The 18,565-nt window shown below is 59.3% G+C and carries 19 protein-coding genes; 9 read left to right on the plus strand and 10 right to left on the minus strand.

Annotated features, from left to right (window positions below; translation table 11 throughout):
• Window positions 1-127 precede the first annotated feature (127 nt).
• From ACYZTZ_RS22560 to rlmF, 5 genes are all read left to right on the plus strand, one after another.
• On the plus strand, window positions 128-1,618 hold the full coding sequence (locus tag ACYZTZ_RS22560; RefSeq protein ID WP_461999758.1) for a leucyl aminopeptidase: 1,491 nt from the start codon (window positions 128-130) through the stop codon (window positions 1,616-1,618).
• Between the two features lie 60 nt (window positions 1,619-1,678).
• Window positions 1,679-2,107 carry a DNA polymerase III subunit chi gene (locus ACYZTZ_RS22565; protein WP_461999759.1) on the plus strand — a complete coding sequence of 143 codons (429 nt, stop codon included), beginning with the start codon at window positions 1,679-1,681 and terminating at the stop codon, window positions 2,105-2,107.
• An 8-nt stretch (window positions 2,108-2,115) separates the two neighbouring features.
• The gene (locus ACYZTZ_RS22570; RefSeq protein ID WP_461999760.1) at window positions 2,116-2,511 is read left to right on the plus strand and encodes a DNA polymerase III subunit chi; all 396 of its coding nucleotides are present in this window, start codon (window positions 2,116-2,118) and stop codon (window positions 2,509-2,511) included.
• A gap of 233 nt (window positions 2,512-2,744) precedes the next feature.
• Window positions 2,745-5,591 carry a valine--tRNA ligase gene (locus ACYZTZ_RS22575; protein WP_461999761.1) on the plus strand — a complete coding sequence of 949 codons (2,847 nt, stop codon included), beginning with the start codon at window positions 2,745-2,747 and terminating at the stop codon, window positions 5,589-5,591.
• Window positions 5,592-5,859: 268 nt separating this feature from the next.
• The gene (rlmF, locus tag ACYZTZ_RS22580) at window positions 5,860-6,882 is read left to right on the plus strand and encodes a 23S rRNA (adenine(1618)-N(6))-methyltransferase RlmF (RefSeq protein ID WP_149419039.1); all 1,023 of its coding nucleotides are present in this window, start codon (window positions 5,860-5,862) and stop codon (window positions 6,880-6,882) included.
• Between the two features lie 103 nt (window positions 6,883-6,985).
• Here rlmF and ACYZTZ_RS22585 read toward each other — a convergent pair whose 3' ends face one another.
• Entirely contained in the window at window positions 6,986-7,267 is a 282-nt protein-coding gene (locus ACYZTZ_RS22585) for an HU family DNA-binding protein (RefSeq protein ID WP_007905514.1), read from the minus strand.
• 395 nt (window positions 7,268-7,662) lie between these two features.
• Here ACYZTZ_RS22585 and yejK point away from each other — a divergent pair, with 395 nt between their 5' ends.
• Together yejK and ACYZTZ_RS22595 are read left to right on the plus strand one after the other, a co-directional pair.
• A complete protein-coding gene (yejK, locus tag ACYZTZ_RS22590; RefSeq protein ID WP_008147593.1) occupies window positions 7,663-8,667 on the plus strand; it encodes a nucleoid-associated protein YejK in 1,005 nt (334 codons plus the stop codon).
• Entirely contained in the window at window positions 8,667-9,017 is a 351-nt protein-coding gene (locus ACYZTZ_RS22595; protein ID WP_056743579.1) for a glutaredoxin family protein, read from the plus strand. The genes yejK and ACYZTZ_RS22595 overlap by 1 nt, the downstream gene beginning before the upstream one ends.
• 48 nt (window positions 9,018-9,065) lie before the next feature.
• Here ACYZTZ_RS22595 and ACYZTZ_RS22600 read toward each other — a convergent pair whose 3' ends face one another.
• The 5 genes from ACYZTZ_RS22600 to ACYZTZ_RS22620 form a co-directional block, all read right to left on the minus strand.
• Complete coding sequence (locus ACYZTZ_RS22600) at window positions 9,066-10,001, minus strand: glutathione S-transferase family protein (protein ID WP_461999762.1); 936 nt, start codon at window positions 9,999-10,001, stop codon at window positions 9,066-9,068.
• Between the two features lie 88 nt (window positions 10,002-10,089).
• Window positions 10,090-10,410: a GIY-YIG nuclease family protein gene (locus tag ACYZTZ_RS22605; protein ID WP_461999763.1), complete on the minus strand. Its 321-nt coding sequence runs from the start codon at window positions 10,408-10,410 to the stop codon at window positions 10,090-10,092.
• Window positions 10,411-10,450: 40 nt separating this feature from the next.
• Window positions 10,451-10,921 (minus strand): nuclear transport factor 2 family protein, encoded by a 471-nt coding sequence (locus tag ACYZTZ_RS22610; protein WP_461999764.1) that lies wholly within the window; start codon window positions 10,919-10,921, stop codon window positions 10,451-10,453.
• A gap of 112 nt (window positions 10,922-11,033) precedes the next feature.
• Window positions 11,034-12,350, minus strand: coding sequence for a CynX/NimT family MFS transporter (locus ACYZTZ_RS22615; RefSeq protein WP_461999765.1), 1,317 nt, complete (start codon window positions 12,348-12,350; stop codon window positions 11,034-11,036).
• Window positions 12,340-12,999, minus strand: a complete 660-nt coding sequence (locus ACYZTZ_RS22620) for a FadR/GntR family transcriptional regulator (protein WP_461999766.1) — start codon at window positions 12,997-12,999, stop codon at window positions 12,340-12,342. Before ACYZTZ_RS22620 ends, ACYZTZ_RS22615 begins: the two co-directional genes overlap by 11 nt.
• 167 nt (window positions 13,000-13,166) lie before the next feature.
• Between ACYZTZ_RS22620 and ACYZTZ_RS22625 the strand changes: the two genes are divergently transcribed.
• Both ACYZTZ_RS22625 and ACYZTZ_RS22630 read left to right on the plus strand, forming a co-directional pair.
• Window positions 13,167-13,478 (plus strand): type II toxin-antitoxin system MqsR family toxin, encoded by a 312-nt coding sequence (locus ACYZTZ_RS22625; protein WP_461999767.1) that lies wholly within the window; start codon window positions 13,167-13,169, stop codon window positions 13,476-13,478.
• Window positions 13,475-13,957, plus strand: a complete 483-nt coding sequence (locus ACYZTZ_RS22630; protein WP_461999768.1) for a type II toxin-antitoxin system MqsA family antitoxin — start codon at window positions 13,475-13,477, stop codon at window positions 13,955-13,957. The genes ACYZTZ_RS22625 and ACYZTZ_RS22630 overlap by 4 nt, the downstream gene beginning before the upstream one ends.
• 58 nt (window positions 13,958-14,015) lie before the next feature.
• Here ACYZTZ_RS22630 and ACYZTZ_RS22635 read toward each other — a convergent pair whose 3' ends face one another.
• The 4 genes from ACYZTZ_RS22635 to ACYZTZ_RS22650 form a co-directional block, all read right to left on the minus strand.
• On the minus strand, window positions 14,016-14,780 hold the full coding sequence (locus tag ACYZTZ_RS22635; protein ID WP_008147575.1) for an amino acid ABC transporter ATP-binding protein: 765 nt from the start codon (window positions 14,778-14,780) through the stop codon (window positions 14,016-14,018).
• 10 nt (window positions 14,781-14,790) lie between these two features.
• Window positions 14,791-15,888 carry an amino acid ABC transporter permease gene (locus ACYZTZ_RS22640; RefSeq protein WP_046048227.1) on the minus strand — a complete coding sequence of 366 codons (1,098 nt, stop codon included), beginning with the start codon at window positions 15,886-15,888 and terminating at the stop codon, window positions 14,791-14,793.
• A 10-nt stretch (window positions 15,889-15,898) separates the two neighbouring features.
• On the minus strand, window positions 15,899-17,080 hold the full coding sequence (locus ACYZTZ_RS22645; RefSeq protein WP_046048228.1) for an amino acid ABC transporter permease: 1,182 nt from the start codon (window positions 17,078-17,080) through the stop codon (window positions 15,899-15,901).
• 65 nt (window positions 17,081-17,145) lie between these two features.
• Window positions 17,146-18,174 carry an amino acid ABC transporter substrate-binding protein gene (locus ACYZTZ_RS22650; protein ID WP_033056430.1) on the minus strand — a complete coding sequence of 343 codons (1,029 nt, stop codon included), beginning with the start codon at window positions 18,172-18,174 and terminating at the stop codon, window positions 17,146-17,148.
• Window positions 18,175-18,565 lie beyond the last annotated feature (391 nt).

The raw sequence follows: 18,565 nt of genomic DNA on the forward strand, positions 1-18,565 counted from the left end.
CTCAGGGCACGAGGTTCAAACTGCGGCCTTTGTCGCGGGCCGTGACCTGCGTCTTTCTATCTATAAGCAAGTTCGAACGCATGCCGTCGAACACTTGCGTGTTGACCATTAATTCAGGGACCCGGACATGGAACTGGTTGTAAAAAGCGTTAGCCCAGAAACGTTGAAAACCGCCACTCTGGTGGTCGCCGTCGGCGAAGGCCGCAAGCTCGGCGCCGTCGCCAAACAACTCGACGAACTGAGCGGTGGCGCCATCAGCGCTGTGCTCAAGCGCGGCGACCTGGCTGGCAAAGTCGGTCAGAGCCTGTTGCTGCACAGCCTGCCGAACCTCAAGGCCGAACGCGTGCTGCTGGTCGGCGTTGGCAAGGACGAAGAGCTGGGCGACCGCCCGTTCCGCAAAATCATCGCCGGCATCCTCAGCACCCTTAAAGGCCTGGGCGGCAGCGATGCAGTGCTGGCCCTGGACGAAGTCGTGGTAAAAGGCCGTGACAGCTACGGCAAGACCCGCCTGCTGGCCGAAACCCTGGTGGACGGTGAATACACGTTCGACCAGTTCAAAAGCCAGAAAGCAGAGCCTCGCGCCCTGAAGAAAATCACTTTGGTGACCATCAAGGCTGCCCAGGCTGAAGTCGAGCGCGCCGTGGCCCACGCCACCGCCATCGCCAACGGCATGGCGTTCACCCGCGACCTGGGCAACCTGCCGCCGAACATCTGCCACCCGACGTTCCTCGGTGAGCAAGCGAAGAACCTGGGCAAAGAATTCAAGAGCCTGAAAGTCGAAGTCCTTGATGAGAAGAAGATCAAGGACCTGGGCATGGGCTCGTTCTACGCCGTCGGCCAAGGCAGCGCCCAGCCACCGCGCCTGATCGTCATGCAATACAACGGCGGCAAGAAATCCGAGAAGCCGTATGCACTGGTCGGCAAAGGCATCACCTTTGACACGGGTGGCATCAGCCTGAAACCGGGCGCCGGCATGGATGAAATGAAGTACGACATGGGCGGCGCTGCCAGCGTATTCGGTACGCTGCGTGCCGTGCTCGAACTGAAACTGCCGATCAACCTGGTGTGCATCCTGGCCTGCGCCGAGAACATGCCGAGCGGCAACGCTTCGCGTCCTGGCGACATCGTCACGACCATGAGCGGCCAGACCGTGGAAATCCTCAACACCGACGCCGAAGGCCGTCTGGTGCTGTGCGACGCCCTGACCTACTCCGAGCGCTTCAAGCCACAGGCAGTGATCGACATCGCGACCCTGACCGGCGCTTGCGTCGTTGCGCTGGGTTCCCACACGTCGGGCCTGCTGGGCAACAACGACGAGCTGATCGGCCAACTGCTGAGCGCCGGCCAATCGGCTGACGATCGCGCCTGGCAACTGCCGCTGTTCGATGAGTACCAGGAACAGCTGGACAGCCCGTTCGCCGACATCGCCAACATTGGCGGCCCGAAAGCCGGCACCATCACCGCTGCCTGCTTCCTGTCGCGCTTCACCAAGAACCTCAACTGGGCACACCTGGACATCGCCGGCACGGCCTGGACCAGCGGCGGCAAGGACAAGGGCGCCACTGGCCGTCCGGTTCCATTGCTGACCCAATACCTGCTGGACCGCGCCAAAGCCTGAAACCGATGACCTTGGGCGGCGTCACTTTCGGGCGGCGCCACCCAAGGCTCAGGAACCGCAATGACCAAAGTCGACTTCTATATCCTGCCCAGCGCCGATCCTTCAGCGCGGCTGGACTTTGCCTGCAAGCTCACCGAAAAAGCCTGGCGCATGGGCCACCGCATCTACCTGCATTGCAGCGATGCCGCCCAACGCGACGATCTCGATGCGCGCTTGTGGGCCTTCAAGGGCGAAAGCTTCGTGCCTCACGGCCCCGCTGAAAATGAGCCGGACGGTTTGATTGTGTTGGGCTTTGGCGATGACTGCGGTCCGCATCAGGACCTGCTGGTCAATCTCGCCTTGAAAGTCCCGGCATTCGCCAACAAGTTCGCCCGCGTGGCGGAAGTAGTGGTGGAAGATCCGACGATTCGTACGGCTGCGCGGGAGAGTTTCCGTTTCTACCGCGAACAGGGCTATCCTCTGCAAGATCACCGTTTACAGCGACTCTGAGCATTCCGATGGACACTCCAAAACCGCAGCAAAAGTCCGCGCACCTGCTGGATGACCTTGAGTCGATCCGCCAACTGCTCGGCGATGACAACCTGCAACCGCCCTTGCTCACCGACACGGTCGAGGAAGGTGATCAGGAACAGATTCCGATGCTGTTCGATACCGTCGGCGCCAGCCCGCCAATTCTCGAACCGGCGCCACCCGCCCCTGCTGCCCCAGTCGCCCAACCGGCACCCGCCGCCAGCAAAGGCCCCGACGACCTGCTGCACCTGGATGGCGAACTGCGCGCCGCCGCGCAATTGATCATGCAAGACGTGATCGACGACTTCGCCCCGCACATCGAAACCGAAATCAAACGCCGCCTCAGCGCGCGGATGGAACGTCTCCTCAGCCAATACGAATAACCCCGCCCTACTTGTGGGAGCGGCGGTGCGGCGATCCGACTTGCTCGCGAAAGCGATGTATCAGCCAACATCAATGTTGAAGGTGATGGCCCCTTCGCGAGCAAGCCCGCTCCCACATTTGATCTGCGTCGTTTTTGATGATGCGCCCTGTCTGCACTCACTCGCCCTACGCCCCATGCCCCGCTATACTTGCCGGCTTTTCCTGAATAAATGCCAATAGGGTCCCGCCGCGCATGGATAAGACCTACCAGCCGCACGCCATTGAAACTTCCTGGTACAACACCTGGGAGTCAGAGAATTACTTCGCCCCGCAAGGCGCGGGCGAGTCCTACACCATCATGATCCCGCCGCCGAACGTCACCGGCAGCCTGCACATGGGTCACGGCTTCAACAACGCGATCATGGACGCCCTGATCCGTTTCCGCCGCATGCAGGGTCGTAACACCCTGTGGCAGCCGGGTACCGACCACGCTGGTATCGCCACGCAAATGCTGGTGGAGCGTCAACTCGAAGCTCAGGGCCAGAATCGTCACGACCTGGGTCGTGAGAAATTCCTCGAGAAAGTCTGGGAATGGAAGGATCAGTCCGGCGGCAACATCAGCCGTCAGATCCGCCGTCTCGGCTCGTCCGTGGACTGGGGCCGCGAGCGCTTCACCATGGACGACGGCCTCTCGGAAGCCGTTAAAGAAGCCTTTGTGCGCTTGCACGAAGACGGCCTGATCTACCGCGGCAAGCGCCTGGTCAACTGGGACACCAAGTTGCACACGGCGATTTCCGACCTCGAAGTGGAAAACCACGACGAGAAAGGCTTCCTGTGGAACCTGAAATACCCGCTGGCCGATGGCGCCAAGACTGCTGAAGGCCAGGATTACCTGATCGTCGCGACCACTCGCCCGGAAACCATGCTCGGCGACGCCGCCGTAGCGGTTAACCCGAACGATGAACGCTACCAGGCCCTGATCGGCAAATTTGTCGAGCTGCCGCTGGTCGGCCGCCGCATTCCGATCATCGCCGACGATTATTGCGATCCTGAATTCGGCACCGGCTGCGTGAAAATCACCCCGGCCCACGATTTCAACGACTACGAAGTCGGCAAGCGTCACAACCTGCCGCTGCTGAACATCTTCGACAAGAACGCCGCTGTATTGCCGGCCTGCCAGGTATTCAACCTCGACGGCACGCTGAACGAAAGCATCGACGGCAAGATTCCGGCCGAATACGCCGGCCTTGACCGCTTCGAAGCGCGCAAGCAGATCGTTGCTGCATTCGATGCCGCCGGCCTGTTGGTCAGCGTCAACGACCACGCGCTGAAAGTGCCGAAAGGCGACCGCTCCGGCACCATCATCGAGCCGTGGCTGACCGACCAGTGGTACGTGTCGACCAAGCCATTGGCTGAGCCAGCTATCGCTGCTGTTGAAGACGGCCGCATCGCGTTCGTGCCGAAACAGTACGAAAACATGTACTTCTCGTGGATGCGCGACATCCAGGACTGGTGCATCAGCCGTCAGTTGTGGTGGGGCCACCGGATTCCGGCCTGGTACGACGAGTCGGGCAAGGTCTACGTCGGTCGCGACGAAGCCGAAGTACGCGCCAAGCACAACCTCGGCCCGGACGTGGCGCTGCAACAGGACAACGACGTTCTCGACACCTGGTTCAGCTCGGGTCTGTGGACGTTCTCGACGCTCGGCTGGCCTGAGCAGACCGAATTCCTGAAGAAATTCCATTCCACCGACGTGCTGGTGACCGGTTTCGACATCATTTTCTTCTGGGTTGCCCGGATGATCATGCTCACCATGCACTTGGTGAAGAACGAAGACGGCACGCCGCAGGTTCCGTTCAAGACCGTTTACGTTCACGGTCTGGTGCGTGATGGCCAGGGCCAGAAGATGTCCAAGTCCAAGGGCAACGTCCTGGACCCGCTGGACATCATCGACGGCATCGAGCTCGAAGACCTGGTGCAGAAACGCACCTCGGGCATGATGCAGCCGAAACTGGCGAAGAAGATCGAGAAGCAGACCCGCGACGAGTTCGCCGACGGCATCGCCAGCTATGGCACCGATGCCCTGCGCTTCACCTTCTGCTCGCTGGCGTCCACCGGTCGCGACATCAAGTTCGACATGGGCCGCGTCGAGGGCTACCGCAACTTCTGCAACAAGATCTGGAACGCCGCGCGCTACGTGCTGGACAAGGGCGAAGATTGCGGTCAGAACGGCGAGGCTTACGAGCTGTCGCTGGCGGACCGCTGGATCATTTCGCAGCTGCAACGCACCGAAGCCGAAGTGACCCGTCAACTCGATCAGTTCCGTTTCGACCTGGCCGCACAAGCCTTGTACGAGTTCATCTGGAACCAGTATTGCGACTGGTACCTGGAACTGTCCAAGCCTGTGCTGTGGGACGAAAACGCGCCGGTCGAACGTCAGCGCGGCACCCGCCGCACGCTGGTTCGGGTATTGGAAGTCGCGCTGCGTCTGGCGCATCCGTTCATGCCGTTCATCACCGAAGAAATCTGGCAGCGCATCGCGCCGCTGGCCGGTATCGAAGGCAAGACGATCATGCTGCAACCGTGGCCAGTGGCCGTTGAAGCACGCATCGACCAGGCTGCCGAAGATGACATCGAGTGGCTGAAGACACTGATGCTCGGCACGCGCAACATCCGCGCCGAGATGAACATCGGTCCAGGCAAGCCGTTGAACCTGTTCCTGAAAAACGTCAGCGCCGAAGATCAGCGTCGTCTCACCGAGAACGAAGCCCTGCTGAAGAAGCTGGCTCGCCTCGAATCGATCACTGTGTTGGCTGCTGGCGAAGAAGCACCGCTGTCCGCCACCGCACTGGTGGGCGAGATGGAAGTGCTGGTGCCGATGGCCGGCCTGATCGACAAAGACGCCGAACTGGCGCGTCTGGACAAGGAAATCCTGCGTTTGCAGGGTGAAGTTCAGCGCGTGGGCGGCAAGCTGTCTAACGCCGGTTTCGTCGACAAGGCTCCGGCCGAAGTCATCGAGAAGGAACGCGCCAAACTGGCTGAAGCTGAACAGGCTTTGGGCAAGTTGGCCGAGCAGCATGCGCGGATTGCCAGCCTGTAACGGCAAATCGCAATGAAAAAGGGAGGCCCGAAACGGCCTCCCTTTTTTATGCCCGACGCTTTCTCCCAAACACTGCAAATCCCCTGTGGGAGCGAGCTCGCTCGCGATGAGGCCATAACATTCAACATCAATATTGGCTGACAGTCCGCTATCGCGAGCAAGCTCGCTCCCACAGGGGAGATGGCGGTATTTGTCACAATTGGGTTCGCAGCGGCTGGATGTGGGACAATACCCGCCACTTTTAGCCATACCCGAATCGACAACGCCCATGAACGCCCCCCGCACACCAAGACCTGCGCGCAAAAAGCCTGATTCCGCCACCCCGGCCAAAGCCGTGGAGCCCCGCGAGAAGGCCAGCCTGCATCCGCGCAACCGCCATCAGGGTCGCTACGACTTCCCGGCGCTGATCAAAACCACGCCGGAACTGGCGAAGTTCGTGATCATCAATCCGTATGGCAAGGAAAGCATCGACTTCGCCAGCCCGGACGCAGTGCGGGTGTTCAACCGGGCGTTGCTCAAGTCGTTCTACGGCGTCGCCCATTGGGACATCCCGGCTGATTACCTCTGCCCACCGGTTCCGGGGCGTGCCGATTACGTGCACTTCCTGGCCGACCTGCTGGCCAGCGTCAACGACGGCGAGATCCCGCGCGGCGCACCGGTCAAGGTGCTCGATATCGGCATGGGCGCCAACTGTGTCTATCCGTTGATCGGCTACAGCGACTACCGCTGGCACTTCCTCGGCTCGGAAATCGACCCGACGGCCGTGGCCGCTGCCAAAGCCATCGTGCAGTCCAACGGGCTGAACAAAGCCATCCAGTTGCGCCTGCAAAGCAATCCCAAGCACATTCTGCTGGGCCTGCTCGAACCCGGCGAACGCTTTGACCTGACCATGTGCAACCCGCCGTTTCACGCCTCGATGGACGAAGCGACCAAGGGCAGCGAGCGGAAATGGCGCGCCCTGGGCCGTGCCGATCCAAAACGCAAACTGCCAGTGCTGAACTTTGGCGGTCAATCGGCAGAATTGTGGTGTGAAGGTGGCGAAGCACGATTTGTGACGCAACTGATCGCCGAGAGCGCGCATTTCCAACACAAAGTGCTTTGGTTCAGCACCCTGGTCTCGAAAGCCTCAAACCTGCCGGCGATCCAGACGGCGCTGAAAAAGGCCGGCGTACTGGAAAGCCAGGTTGTGGAAATGTCCCAGGGCCAGAAGCAAAGCCGCTTCGTCGCCTGGACCTTCCAGACCAAATCCGAGCAGCAGGTCTGGCGCGAACGCTGGGCTCGCAAAAGCTGATTAGTCACTGAAACAGCGACTGGCCCTCGGTCAGTCGCTGAATCGCAGGCACAAAAAAGCCGTGCCCGGATCACTCCGGAGCACGGCTTTTTTTTACTGCGTCTTACTTGTTAACAGCGTCGGTCAGGCCTTTGGCCACAACCAGCTTGATAACTTTCTTGGCAGCGATTTCGATGGCAGCGCCAGTCGAAGGGTTGCGGCCGGTACGGGCAGGACGCTCAGTCACTTTCAGCTTGCCGATACCTGGCAGGGTGATTTCGCCGCCGTTTTCCAGCTGATCGGCAACGATTTGGCCCAGTTGGTCCAGAGCGTTACGCGCGGTGGTTTTTGGCGCGTCGATAGCTTCAGCGATGTCGGCGATCAGTTGGTCTTTAGTAAGAGCCATGTAATGTTCCTTCCCTATCAAATTCATATGGATTGCAGAGTGCAGTGTCAGCCATCGAGCCCGATCTTCTGGATCTGGCACCCTCGGCCATAACCACGACGAGTCGGGGTTATAGATACCGAAATCAGGGTTTGGTTCGACCTGACAAATGCTGAATGCACGCTTAACGCAGTGACTTCGCGTAAGACCGGGCAAAACTAGCACAGAGACGGGGAAATATCCGCCTCTAGCTACCCATTTGGTCAGCTTTATTGCTCTAAAACTGTAAAAAACAGCATAAGCGCCATCGGACACCTGCGAATTGCCCTTCGTACCGCGCCAAAACCAGTGGTTGCGGTACACTTGGCACTTTTTGGGGGAGCACGCCCTCCTCTCTTCAATCAGCCGAGAAGCCCATGCCGATCCGTCATTGCATCGTCCACCTGATCGACAAAAAACCCGACGGCACACCTGCAGTTCTCCACGCTCGCGATTCCGAACTGGCCGAGTCGAGCGCCATCGAGTACATGCTTGCCGACCTCAATGAGAGCTACAACGCCAAACAAGGCAAGGCATGGGGTTTCTTCCATGCCGAGTCCGGGGCGCATCCGTTCAGCGGCTGGCTGAAGGAATACCTCGATGGCGGCAAGGATTTCACCGCGTTCAGCCGGGTGGCGGTGGAACATCTGCAAAAGCTGATGGAAGAGTCGAACCTCTCTGTGGGCGGCCACGTGCTGTTTGCGCATTATCAGCAAGGCATGACCGACTACCTGGCGATCGCCCTGCTACACCACAGTGAAGGCGTTGCAGTGACCGATCAGCTGGACGTGACCCCGTCCCGGCACCTGGACCTGGGCCAACTGCACCTGGCGGCGCGGATCAACGTTTCGGAGTGGCAGAACAACAAGCAGTCCAAGCAGTACATTTCGTTCATCAAAGGCAAGAACGGCAAAAAGGTTTCGGAGTATTTCCGCGACTTCATCGGCTGCCAGGAAGGCGTCGACGGCCCCGGCGAAACCCGCACCCTGCTCAAAGCCTTCAGTGACTTCGTCGAAAGCGAAGACCTGCCGGAAGAATCCGCCCGCGAGAAGACCAAGACCCTGGTGGATTACGCCAGCAGCCAGGCAAAACTGGGCGAACCCATGGGCCTGGAAGAACTCTCGGAGCTGATCGACGAAGAGCGCCCGAAAGCTTTCTACGATCACATCCGCAACAAGGACTACGGCCTGTCGCCGGAGATTCCGGCAGATAAACGTACCCTCAATCAGTTCCGCCGCTTCACCGGTCGCGCCGAAGGCCTGTCCATCAGCTTCGAAGCGCACCTGCTGGGCTCGAAGATCGAATACGACGAAGAAGCCGGCACGCTGATCATCAAAGGTCTGCCGACCCAGCTCACCGATCAGCTCAAGCGACGTAACTGATGCTCGGCGGCGTACTGAAGAAGTTCCTGCTGATCCTGCTGGTGGTTGTGGTCTACCAGAACTGGGGCAAGATCGAGCGGGTGTTCCATCCGGCACAGGTGGTGTCCGAGCAGACTCAGGCCAAGGCCAACGTCGTGCTCTACACCACTGAATGGTGTGGCTACTGCAAACTGACCCGACGCTTTCTCGATCAGAAGGGCATTCCATACAAGGAGTTCGATATCGAGAAGGATGCCGAGGCACGCAAGGCCTACGAAGCGCTGGGTGGACGCGGGATACCGCTGATCGATGTGAATGGGACGTTGATTCGCGGGTATGACCCGGATGAGATTCTCGCCGCGTTGAAGTAACCCAGACATGAAAACGCCCAGCATTGCCGGGCGTTTTTTGCTCAGTATTTATTGGGCTTCAATGCGAAACCCGAATCGCGGAAAGTGCACATGCACCACGCCGCCACGTTCGTCTTCGCGACGCAGAATCAATTCTTCACTGCCCGCAAACAACAACTCACCCACCACCGGGTCAACGCCATAATCGATGGCGGCAATGACCACCTGCTGACCAGCCTCAAAACCATTCGGCTCGTCGAATTGCTCATCCGGCAATGCGGCCGGTGTGGCATTGCGCGCAGCTTCCAGCGCCTCTTCGGACGTCATCTCGCTGAATGCGCCATGACCGAAGCCCAACACGCGACCCAGCCACGCCGTAACCGCAGGATAAGCATCGACCAACGGTGACGTAACGGGCGTGGCTTTTAGAAACCACAACGGATGGGCCAGGGCGAAGTCGGCAATCGACGGCTCACCGAACAGGAAGTCGCCCTGCTCACGCTGAAGCTGTTGCTCCAGACGCGTCATGATGGTCGGCCATTGATGCCGGGCCTGCTCTGCCGACAACCGTGTGGCGCTGCCACCGCTGAACAACTCCGCGCGATCGGCAATGAACGCCTTGATCGCTTCCGGCGGCATATTGCCGAAGCGCACGGCGATCGATTCCGGTTGAAACACCAGGCTGACCGCGTGCTGGAACACCACCGAATCCGCCCATGCGGCGAACGTGGCGGTGGTCATTTCCTGACCTTCCGGGAAGAACGCCGGCAAGGCTTTTTCCTGTTCCAGACGACGGGCGATCAGCGACGTGTCGCAATAGATATCCGCGCCGATCTGCAATACCGGCGTCTTGCGATAGCCGCCGGTCAACGCGGTCAGATCGGGTTTTGGCATCACCGGCGAGATCTTCACCGAGCGCCAGGACAGCCCCTTGAAGCCCAGCAGCAAGCGGGCCTTTTCGGCGAAAAGGGACGTCGGGTAATGATGCAAAATCAACTCGGACATGCTCGGCTCCGCCGCACGGATAGGGAATCCGCAGCTTAGCGCGCATTCCCTGAGCAGCCCAGCCATCTGCCTGATGAGCACTTATCAGTCAGATTGATAAGCCTGCAGCAGCACTCGCCACCAGGCATTCCTTGGCGCTTTTCTTGAGCTTTTTGATCAGCCGTTCCTGACGCAGCGCTTCGCTTTTGTCGCGGCAGGCTTCGGTGTAGACCAATGCCACGGCCGGGCTGGAGAGGAAAAAACGCGCGCCCTTGCCACTCTGGTGGGTGGCGAAGCGGCGCACGGGATCATCGCTGATCCCGCAGTAGAGCGAACCATTGGCCGCGCGAACGAGGTAGACGAACCAGGGTTTGCTGACAGGCAGCGTCGGTTCGGCGGTAATGACGGAAGATTCGCTGGCGGTGTTCACGTGACGATCAAGGCTTGAAAGAAAACAAGCCGCGATCTTATCAGCGACTGGCCTGAAATGCCTTCAGCCCCTTCAAGGCTTGCGCGCGCACGGCGTTTCTCACCGCCGGCGTCCAGCCCAACAACAGCCCTTTGAAACCCAGCGCCTGTCGGGACCAGACCCACAGATCGAAGCTGTCGTGATGCTCGCAGATTTTGCCGTCGCGAAAAACAAAACGTGCCTGAATGTCGTTGACCACGGTGTTGCCGGTCTGGCTGAACAGGTACGTCGCCACCCAATGGGCGCCGCCTGTGCGCTCATCGCTGCGCACGTTATCGAACGTCAGGGAAAAATCCTTGGCCCGAGTGGTGAGCATGCGCCACATGTCGCCGGCCTCTTGGCCGCGCAGCTCGCCGAACGCCGGATCACTGAACACCACGTCGTCGGTATAGCAGGCACTCATGGCCTCGGCATCCAGCCGCTGGAAGGCTTGGTAGAACTGGGTGATCAATGCGTTGTGGGCATCACTCATGGACAGGCTCCCTGATGTGCAAAGTGGTTTCAAAGGATTGCCTGCACGATAGTCAACAAAGGCGCGAAACACTATCGGCATTCGTGAGCCGAATACCGACAGTGTGCGGCTGTCAGACCCTTTCGCTTTCGACCTGGACGTACAGCGAACGTCCGGCGCCGAGACCAGCGATGATCGCCCCAAGGCCGATGATGCCGAAAATCCAGCCCAAGGCGTTCCAGCCGCCGGTCCAGTCATGCACGATGCCGACCGCGAACGGCCCCATGGACGCCAGGGTGTAACCGAAGCCTTGGGCCATGCTCGACAGGTTCGCCGCGACATGGGCGTCCCGCGAACGCAGCACGATCAGGGTCAACGCCAGACTGAACGTACCGCCCTGCCCCAGACCGAGCAGGATCGCCCAACCCCACAAGCCTTCGAGCGGTGCGTAAAGACAACCGAACAAGCCGCCAAGGGTCAGCAGCATGACGATGACGATCGCCAGACGCTGATCCTTGCCACGCGTCGCCAGCCATGGCGCCGCCAGTGAACTCGCCAACTGAACGATGACCGAGCCTGACAGCACCAGACCCGCCTGGGTCGGTGTCAGGCCGCGACCGATCAGGATCGACGGCAACCAGCCGAACACGATGTAGGCCAGAGAAGATTGCAGGCCCATGTACAGCGTCACTTGCCAGGCCAGTGGATCACGCAACAGTCCGCGAACCCGATACGCGACGTTGTGCGCGCCGTGTTTCTGGCCGACTTGTGGCAACCAGAAAATCGCCGCGACCAATGCCGGAACCACCCAGAAGCCGAGGCCCAAGGCCCAGCTCTTGTCGAAATGCTCGCTCAACGGCACGGTCGCCCCTGCTGCCATCGCCGCCCCAAGGCAGAGGGCCATGGTGTAGACGCCGGTCATGGTGCCCGCGTGTTTCGCGAAGTCGCGTTTAACGATGCCGGGCAGCAATACACCGATCACACCGATGCTCGCGCCGGCCAGCACACTGCCGGCAAACAGGCCGATCTCGCCGAACGAACTGCGCAGGATGATCCCGCCGGCCAACATCAAGAGAAGGCCCAACACCACTCGCTCGGCGCCGAAACGTCGTGCCAGCACGGGCGCCAGCGGTGCAAACAAGCCGAGGCACAGCACCGGCAACGTCGTCAACAAACCAGCCTGGGCCGCCGACAAACCGAGGGTTTTCGAAACCTCACTGAGCATCGGCGCCATGCTCGACAGCGCCGGGCGCAGGTTCAGCGCCACCAGAATCAGACCCAGCAACAGCAGCCACGGACGGCGCAGGATCGGGTGACTTTGCTGGACCTGTTCGTCATCCGCCTCGGCGTCGATCAGCAGCTCTTCGAGCTCCGCCGTGCGCTTGGCCTGGGGAATGCTGCTGTTGTTGACCTGCTGGCTGGACATGGGGTTCTCGGCTTCAAGGTTCATTGATCAACTGCCTCGACAGGGCTTTGGCCCGTTCCGGGTCGCGTTGCTCGACGGCATCAAGCAGTGCGATATGAAGGTCGAACACTTCTTGGCGTCGAGGGGAAATGTTCAGGGTCTCGCGCAAATGCGCACCGACGACGCTGGAGAAATAGCGGTACAGCTCGCTGAGCGTCGGGTTATGCGCGGCGTCCACCAGTCGACGGTGGAACACCAGATCGCAGGCGATATAGGTGTCGAGATCGCCGTGATAGTGGCTGCCGCTGACGCCCAACGCCTCGCGCAATGCCACCAGGTCTTCGTCGGTACGACGCAACGCGGCCAGGCCGATGGCCTCGACTTCCAGAATGTGCCGTGTTTCCCGGGCTTGCTCGTGGGAGCAGCGGGACAACGCCTTCAGGGTGTCGAGCGGATCGACCACCGCCCGCAGGTAACTGCCGTCGCCCTGACGAATTTCGATCAACCCGGAAAACGCCAATACGCGCATGGCTTCACGCACGGTATTGCGGCTGATGCCCAGCTCGGCGGACAGCTCAGGTTCGGTGGGCAGGCGTTGGCCGACCGTCCAGAGGCCTTCGTTGATGCGCAGGCGCAACTGCTCCAGCGCTTGGTCGACCAAAGATCGTTTAATTAATGGAGAAATGTCTGACATAGGATTCGCCCTTTCATCCAATCATAGGATGAATTTTCTGACATGTTAGTCAGCTACGTGTAGGACGGCAACCGCCTACGGTCAGGGAGAGGGAAATGGAGCGGGATTTTCGATTAGTCAAAATTACCCTTTAAGGGTAATTTCAGGGACAGGACTTACGGTTTCTTATGGAGAAGAACACACCCCATTACAATCTCTCGGTGATAAAGGCGGATGTCAGGCGGCTTGGCAAAGGCTCGTTTACCAAGACCGCACTGAAAAGCGGCATGGACCTCGGCTTCAGCATCAGGGAGATGCAAGAAGTCATTTTCGAATTGCACAGCAAGATGTTGTACAAATCGATGACCACCTATGACGATCATCGAATCTGGCAAGACGTCTACCACATCACTTCGCACGATCTGGAGATTTACATCAAGGTCACTTATTGCTCAGGCGGTGAACCTCCGGTGATCTCCTTCAAGGAGAAAAACCCATGATTACAAAACAATGCTTCAGCTGCGGCGCGCGTGAGGGAATGAGGCACTTCGAAGGTCGCGGCGAAACCTTGAGCGTCAAGGGAATGGAGCGCCGGGTCGATGACTTGTCTGGATGGGAGTGCCAGGCATGCGGGGAAGTGATATTCGACCCCGGTTGTGTGGAGCGCTATGCAGACGCAGGTGATGAACTGGTCATGGCCGGCAGACAAATGATCGGCAACGAGATGAAGCGCATCCGCCGTAAGCTGCATCTATCGCAAAAAGAAGCGGTGCTGCTGTTGTCCGGTGGTGGACACAACGCGTTTTCCCGTTACGAGCGCGGCGAATTACTCCCGCCCAAGGCGCTGATGGTGCTGATGCGCTTGCTTGATCGCTATCCGCACTTGCTCGCGGATGCGAGAACCTTGGGCGAAGGCGCAGACTTGAGAGGGTTCAAGGACACCGTTCACAAAGAGCATGAAACGCTCACCGCATCCTGAACAGCAAACATAAAAAACCCGGCGCGAGGCCGGGTTTGTTTAACCAGTCATCCTGACATCAATGCAGGATCTGGCTCAAGAACAGCTTGGTACGTTCATTCTGCGGATTATCGAAGAAGTCGTTCGGCGCGGCCTGCTCAACGATTTCACCCTTGTCCATGAAGATCACGCGGTTGGCCACGGTGCGGGCGAAGCCCATTTCGTGGGTCACGCAGAGCATGGTCATGCCGTCTTCGGCCAGGCCGATCATGGTGTCGAGAACCTCTTTCACCATTTCCGGGTCGAGTGCCGAGGTCGGTTCGTCGAACAGCATGATTTTCGGTTTCATGCACAGGGCACGGGCAATCGCCACACGCTGTTGCTGACCGCCGGACAGTTGCCCCGGGAATTTATGCGCCTGCTCCGGAATGCGGACGCGTTCCAGGTAATGCATGGCGATTTCTTCGGCCTTGCGCTTGGGCATCTTGCGCACCCACATCGGCGCCAGGGTGCAGTTCTGCAGGATGGTCAGGTGCGGGAACAGGTTGAAGTGCTGGAACACCATGCCGACTTCACGACGGACCGATTCGATCTGCTTGAGGTCGTTGGTCAGCTCCACGCCATCGACCACGATGCGACCCTGCTGGTGCTCTTCCAGACGGTTGAGACAACGAATGGTGGTGGATTTGCCGGAACCCGACGGGCCGCACAGGACAATACGCTCGCCCTGTTTAACGTTCAGGTTGATGTCTTTCAACACGTGGAACTGGCCGTACCACTTGTTCACGCCCTGCATCTGAATAATGCCTTCAGGGCTCACAGGCTTTTTGATTGCTTCGCTCATCAGAGAACTCCTAACGCTTGTGGCCAGTGTCGAGCTTGCGTTCCAGATGCATGGAATAGCGCGACATACCAAAACAGAAAATCCAGAACACCAGGGCCGCGAACACATAGCCTTCGGTGGCCATGCCCAACCATTTCGGGTCGGCGGCGGCTTGTTTGACGCTGTTGAGCAAGTCAAACAGGCCGATGATGATCACCAGGCTCGTGTCCTTGAACAGCGCAATGAAGGTGTTGACGATGCCAGGGATCACCAGCTTCAGGGCTTGCGGCAGAATCACCAGGCCCATGCTGCGCCAGTAACCGAGGCCCATCGCTGCAGCCGCTTCGTACTGACCTTTGGGGATCGCTTGCAGACCACCGCGCACCACTTCGGCGACGTAGGCCGACTGGAACAGGATCACGCCGATCAGTGCCCGCAACAGTTTGTCGAAGTTCATGCCTTCAGGCAGGAACAACGGCAGCATCACCGAGGACATGAACAGCACCGTGATCAACGGTACGCCGCGCCAGAATTCGATGAAGGTCACGCAGACCACACGAATCGCCGGCATGTTCGAACGACGGCCCAGCGCCAGGACGATCCCCAGCGGCAACGCACCGGCAATACCGACAGTGGCGATCACCAGGGTCAGCATCAGCCCGCCCCACTGGCTGGTCGCCACGGTGCTCAGACCGAAGAGCCCGCCATGCAGCAGGAAGTAGGCAATGATCGGGTACAAGAAGAGGAAGCTCAGGCCATACACCGCTTTACGGTGAAAGCGCGAGATAAACAGCGGTGCCACGCCGATGACCGCCAGCCACACGGTCAGGTCCACGCGCCAGCGCAGGTCTGTCGGGTAGTAGCCGTACATGAACTGGCCGAAGCGCTGTTGGATGAACACCCAGCAGGCGCCCTCCTTCGTGCAGTCGGCACGCGTGGTGCCGACCCAGTTGGCGTCCAGGATCGCCCAATGCAGGATCGGCGGCACCACCAGGTAGATCAGGTAGAACGCGAACAGGGTCAGCAGGGTGTTAAGCCAGCTGGAGAACATGTTCGCGCGCATCCACGCCACGACACCGATGCTGCGGCTCGGGGGTGGCATGTCAGGCTTGAAAGTATGAGTCGTCATGCGCTTTTCCTTACCGCTCGATCAGCGCAATGCGCTTGTTGTACCAGTTCATCAGCAGAGAAATGCTGATACTGATCGCCAGGTACACGCTCATGGTGATGGCAATCACCTCGATCGCCTGCCCGGTCTGGTTCAGCACCGTACCGGCAAACAACGAGACCATTTCCGGATAACCGATACCGGCCGCCAGCGAGGAGTTCTTCGCCAGGTTCAGGTATTGGCTGGTCAGCGGTGGAATGATCACGCGCAGGGCTTGCGGGATGATCACCTTGCGCAGGGTCGGGCCGTTGCGCAACCCCAACGAGTGCGCCGCTTCCGTCTGGCCGTGGCTGACCGACTTGATGCCCGAACGCACGATCTCGGCGATAAACGCCGCGGTGTATACGGTCAGGGCCAGGGTCAGCGCCAGCAGTTCCGGGATCAGTACCCAGCCACCGACGAAGTTGAAGCCTTGCAGCTTCGGCATTTCCCAGTGCAGCGGCGCGCCGAAGATCAATGCGCACAGCGCAGGGATCACCAGGAACAGCGCCAGGCCGACCCAGAATTTGTGGAACGGTACGCCGGTCGCTTCGAAGCGTTTGGTCGCCCAGCGGCTCATCAGCACGATGGCGACAATGGCCACGACGATGCTCACCACAAACGGCCAGAAACCGTCCGCCGTCAACGCGGCCGGCATGTTCAGGCCACGGCTGCTGACAAAGAAGGTGTCACCGAAGTTATGGCTGTTGCGTGGCCCCGGCATGGTCAGGAACACCGCGAAATACCAGAACAGGATTTGCAGCAGCGGCGGAATGTTACGGAAAACCTCTACATACACCGTCGCCAGCTTGGCAATGATCCAGTTCTTCGACAGCCGTGACACACCAACGATGAACCCGAGGATCGTCGCCAGGATCACGCCGATGAAAGTCACCAGCAGCGTGTTGAGCAGGCCGATGACAAACACCCGGGCATAGCTGTCCGATTCGGTGTAGTCGATCAGGTGTTGAGCGATGCCGAAACCGGCACTGCGCTCCAGAAAGCTGAAGCCGGAGGTAATGCCCCGGTGTTGAAGGTTGGTCTGCGTATTGTCGAACAGATACCAGCCCATCGAGACCACCGCCACAATGGTGATGATCTGAAATAGCCACGCACGCACTTTTGGATCGCTGAGGCTGAGCCTCTGCTTTGGTGCGCCGATTGAATTTTGCATGAAGTGCCCCGCAAATAATGGAACAGAACATCACCCGGTGGTTGGCCCACCGGGTGATAGAACCATCAGCGCACTGGTGGTGCGTATTGAATGCCGCCGTTGTTCCACAGAGCGTTCAGCCCGCGGTCGATGGCCAGTGGAGTGCCTTTGCCGAGGTTTTTCTCGAACACTTCACCGTAGTTACCCACTTGCTTGACGATCTGAACGACCCAGTCTTTCTTCACTTTCAGGTCTTTGCCGTATTCACCGTCAGTGCCCAGCAGACGAGCGACGTCCGGGTTCTTGGTGGCTTTGGCTTCAGCTTCAACGTTTTTCTGGGTGATACCCATTTCTTCAGCGTTGAGCATCGCGAACAGGGTCCACTTGACGATGCTGAACCACTCTTCGTCGCCTTTACGCACGACCGGGCCTAGAGGCTCCTTGGATATGGTTTCCGGCAGAACGACGTAGTCGGTCGGGGTCGCCAGCTTGCTGCGTTGTGCGTAAAGCTGGGATTTGTCGGAGGTCAGCACGTCGCAACGACCGGATTCCAGCGACTTGGCGCTTTCATCGGAGGTGTCGAAGGTGATCGGGGTGTATTTCAGACCGTTGCCGCGGAAGTAGTCGGAAACGTTCAGCTCGGTGGTGGTACCGGCTTGAATGCAGATGGTGGCGCCGTCGAGCTCTTTAGCGCTCTTCACGCCCAGCTTGTTGTTCACCAGGAAGCCGATGCCGTCGTAGTACGTCACGCCGGCAAACACCAGGCCCATGCCCGAATCGCGGGAACTGGTCCAGGTGGTGTTACGCGACAGCACGTCGATTTCGCCGGACTGCAGCGCGGTGAAGCGCTCTTTGGCGTTCAACTGGCTGAATTTGACCTTGGTCGCATCGCCGAAAACGGCAGCGGCCACAGCGCGGCAGACGTCAGCATCGATGCCGATGATCTTGCCAGTCGAGTCCGGTACCGAGAAGCCAGGCAGACCGTCACTGACGCCGCACTGTACGAAACCTTTCTTCTGCACTGCATCCAGGGTTGCACCCGCCTGAGCGAACCCACTGACACCGAGTACTGCGGCTGCAGTCACGATAGCCAGGGTGGATTTCAACATCTTCATTCAAACCTCCAGTTTTGCTCTTGTTGTGTCGGAGCTTGAGTCCAGTCGCACCCTTATGAGGCGTTGTTGACCCGTGTTGGCTTTTTTTGGGGTCAACCGACGTAAGACCTGCGCTATGAGTCTAGTAGGAGAAAATCCACATCATGGACAACTCACTTCTCACCAATCGGCCGAACGGGCGGTAGCCCTTTCACGTTCGCGAAGCCCGTAGCGGCCACTGGCGAACATCCATCACCGGATTCTTTGCTATCCCACCGCCAGCAGTACACTGATAGTGTTACCGCAAGGCGCGAGATGGGTTGCACCGTTTCCCCATAGCAAAGCCCGTACCAGACCGCTCGCTGAAGCGATTTAGCGACAGGTCAATAGCAAAACTTGTAGCCTTGCGACA

The organism is Pseudomonas sp. LB3P58, assembly GCF_054897895.1.

Excerpts from the sequence above, each read along its gene's own strand:
- ACYZTZ_RS22595 (WP_056743579.1), top strand. The coding sequence starts at position 8,667 with ATGCTCGGCGGCGTACTGAAGAAGTTCCTGCTGATCCTGCTGGTGGTT.
- ACYZTZ_RS22650 (WP_033056430.1), bottom strand. The coding sequence starts at position 18,174 with ATGAAGATGTTGAAATCCACCCTGGCTATCGTGACTGCAGCCGCAGTA.
- ACYZTZ_RS22560 (WP_461999758.1), top strand. The coding sequence starts at position 128 with ATGGAACTGGTTGTAAAAAGCGTTAGCCCAGAAACGTTGAAAACCGCC.
- ACYZTZ_RS22640 (WP_046048227.1), bottom strand. The coding sequence starts at position 15,888 with ATGACGACTCATACTTTCAAGCCTGACATGCCACCCCCGAGCCGCAGC.
- yejK (WP_008147593.1), top strand. The coding sequence starts at position 7,663 with ATGCCGATCCGTCATTGCATCGTCCACCTGATCGACAAAAAACCCGAC.
- ACYZTZ_RS22645 (WP_046048228.1), bottom strand. The coding sequence starts at position 17,080 with ATGCAAAATTCAATCGGCGCACCAAAGCAGAGGCTCAGCCTCAGCGAT.
- ACYZTZ_RS22615 (WP_461999765.1), bottom strand. The coding sequence starts at position 12,350 with ATGAACCTTGAAGCCGAGAACCCCATGTCCAGCCAGCAGGTCAACAAC.
- ACYZTZ_RS22600 (WP_461999762.1), bottom strand. The coding sequence starts at position 10,001 with ATGTCCGAGTTGATTTTGCATCATTACCCGACGTCCCTTTTCGCCGAA.
- ACYZTZ_RS22565 (WP_461999759.1), top strand. The coding sequence starts at position 1,679 with ATGACCAAAGTCGACTTCTATATCCTGCCCAGCGCCGATCCTTCAGCG.
- ACYZTZ_RS22585 (WP_007905514.1), bottom strand. The coding sequence starts at position 7,267 with ATGGCTCTTACTAAAGACCAACTGATCGCCGACATCGCTGAAGCTATC.
- ACYZTZ_RS22610 (WP_461999764.1), bottom strand. The coding sequence starts at position 10,921 with ATGAGTGATGCCCACAACGCATTGATCACCCAGTTCTACCAAGCCTTC.
- ACYZTZ_RS22625 (WP_461999767.1), top strand. The coding sequence starts at position 13,167 with ATGGAGAAGAACACACCCCATTACAATCTCTCGGTGATAAAGGCGGAT.
- ACYZTZ_RS22575 (WP_461999761.1), top strand. The coding sequence starts at position 2,745 with ATGGATAAGACCTACCAGCCGCACGCCATTGAAACTTCCTGGTACAAC.
- ACYZTZ_RS22570 (WP_461999760.1), top strand. The coding sequence starts at position 2,116 with ATGGACACTCCAAAACCGCAGCAAAAGTCCGCGCACCTGCTGGATGAC.
- ACYZTZ_RS22635 (WP_008147575.1), bottom strand. The coding sequence starts at position 14,780 with ATGAGCGAAGCAATCAAAAAGCCTGTGAGCCCTGAAGGCATTATTCAG.
- rlmF (WP_149419039.1), top strand. The coding sequence starts at position 5,860 with ATGAACGCCCCCCGCACACCAAGACCTGCGCGCAAAAAGCCTGATTCC.
- ACYZTZ_RS22620 (WP_461999766.1), bottom strand. The coding sequence starts at position 12,999 with ATGTCAGACATTTCTCCATTAATTAAACGATCTTTGGTCGACCAAGCG.
- ACYZTZ_RS22630 (WP_461999768.1), top strand. The coding sequence starts at position 13,475 with ATGATTACAAAACAATGCTTCAGCTGCGGCGCGCGTGAGGGAATGAGG.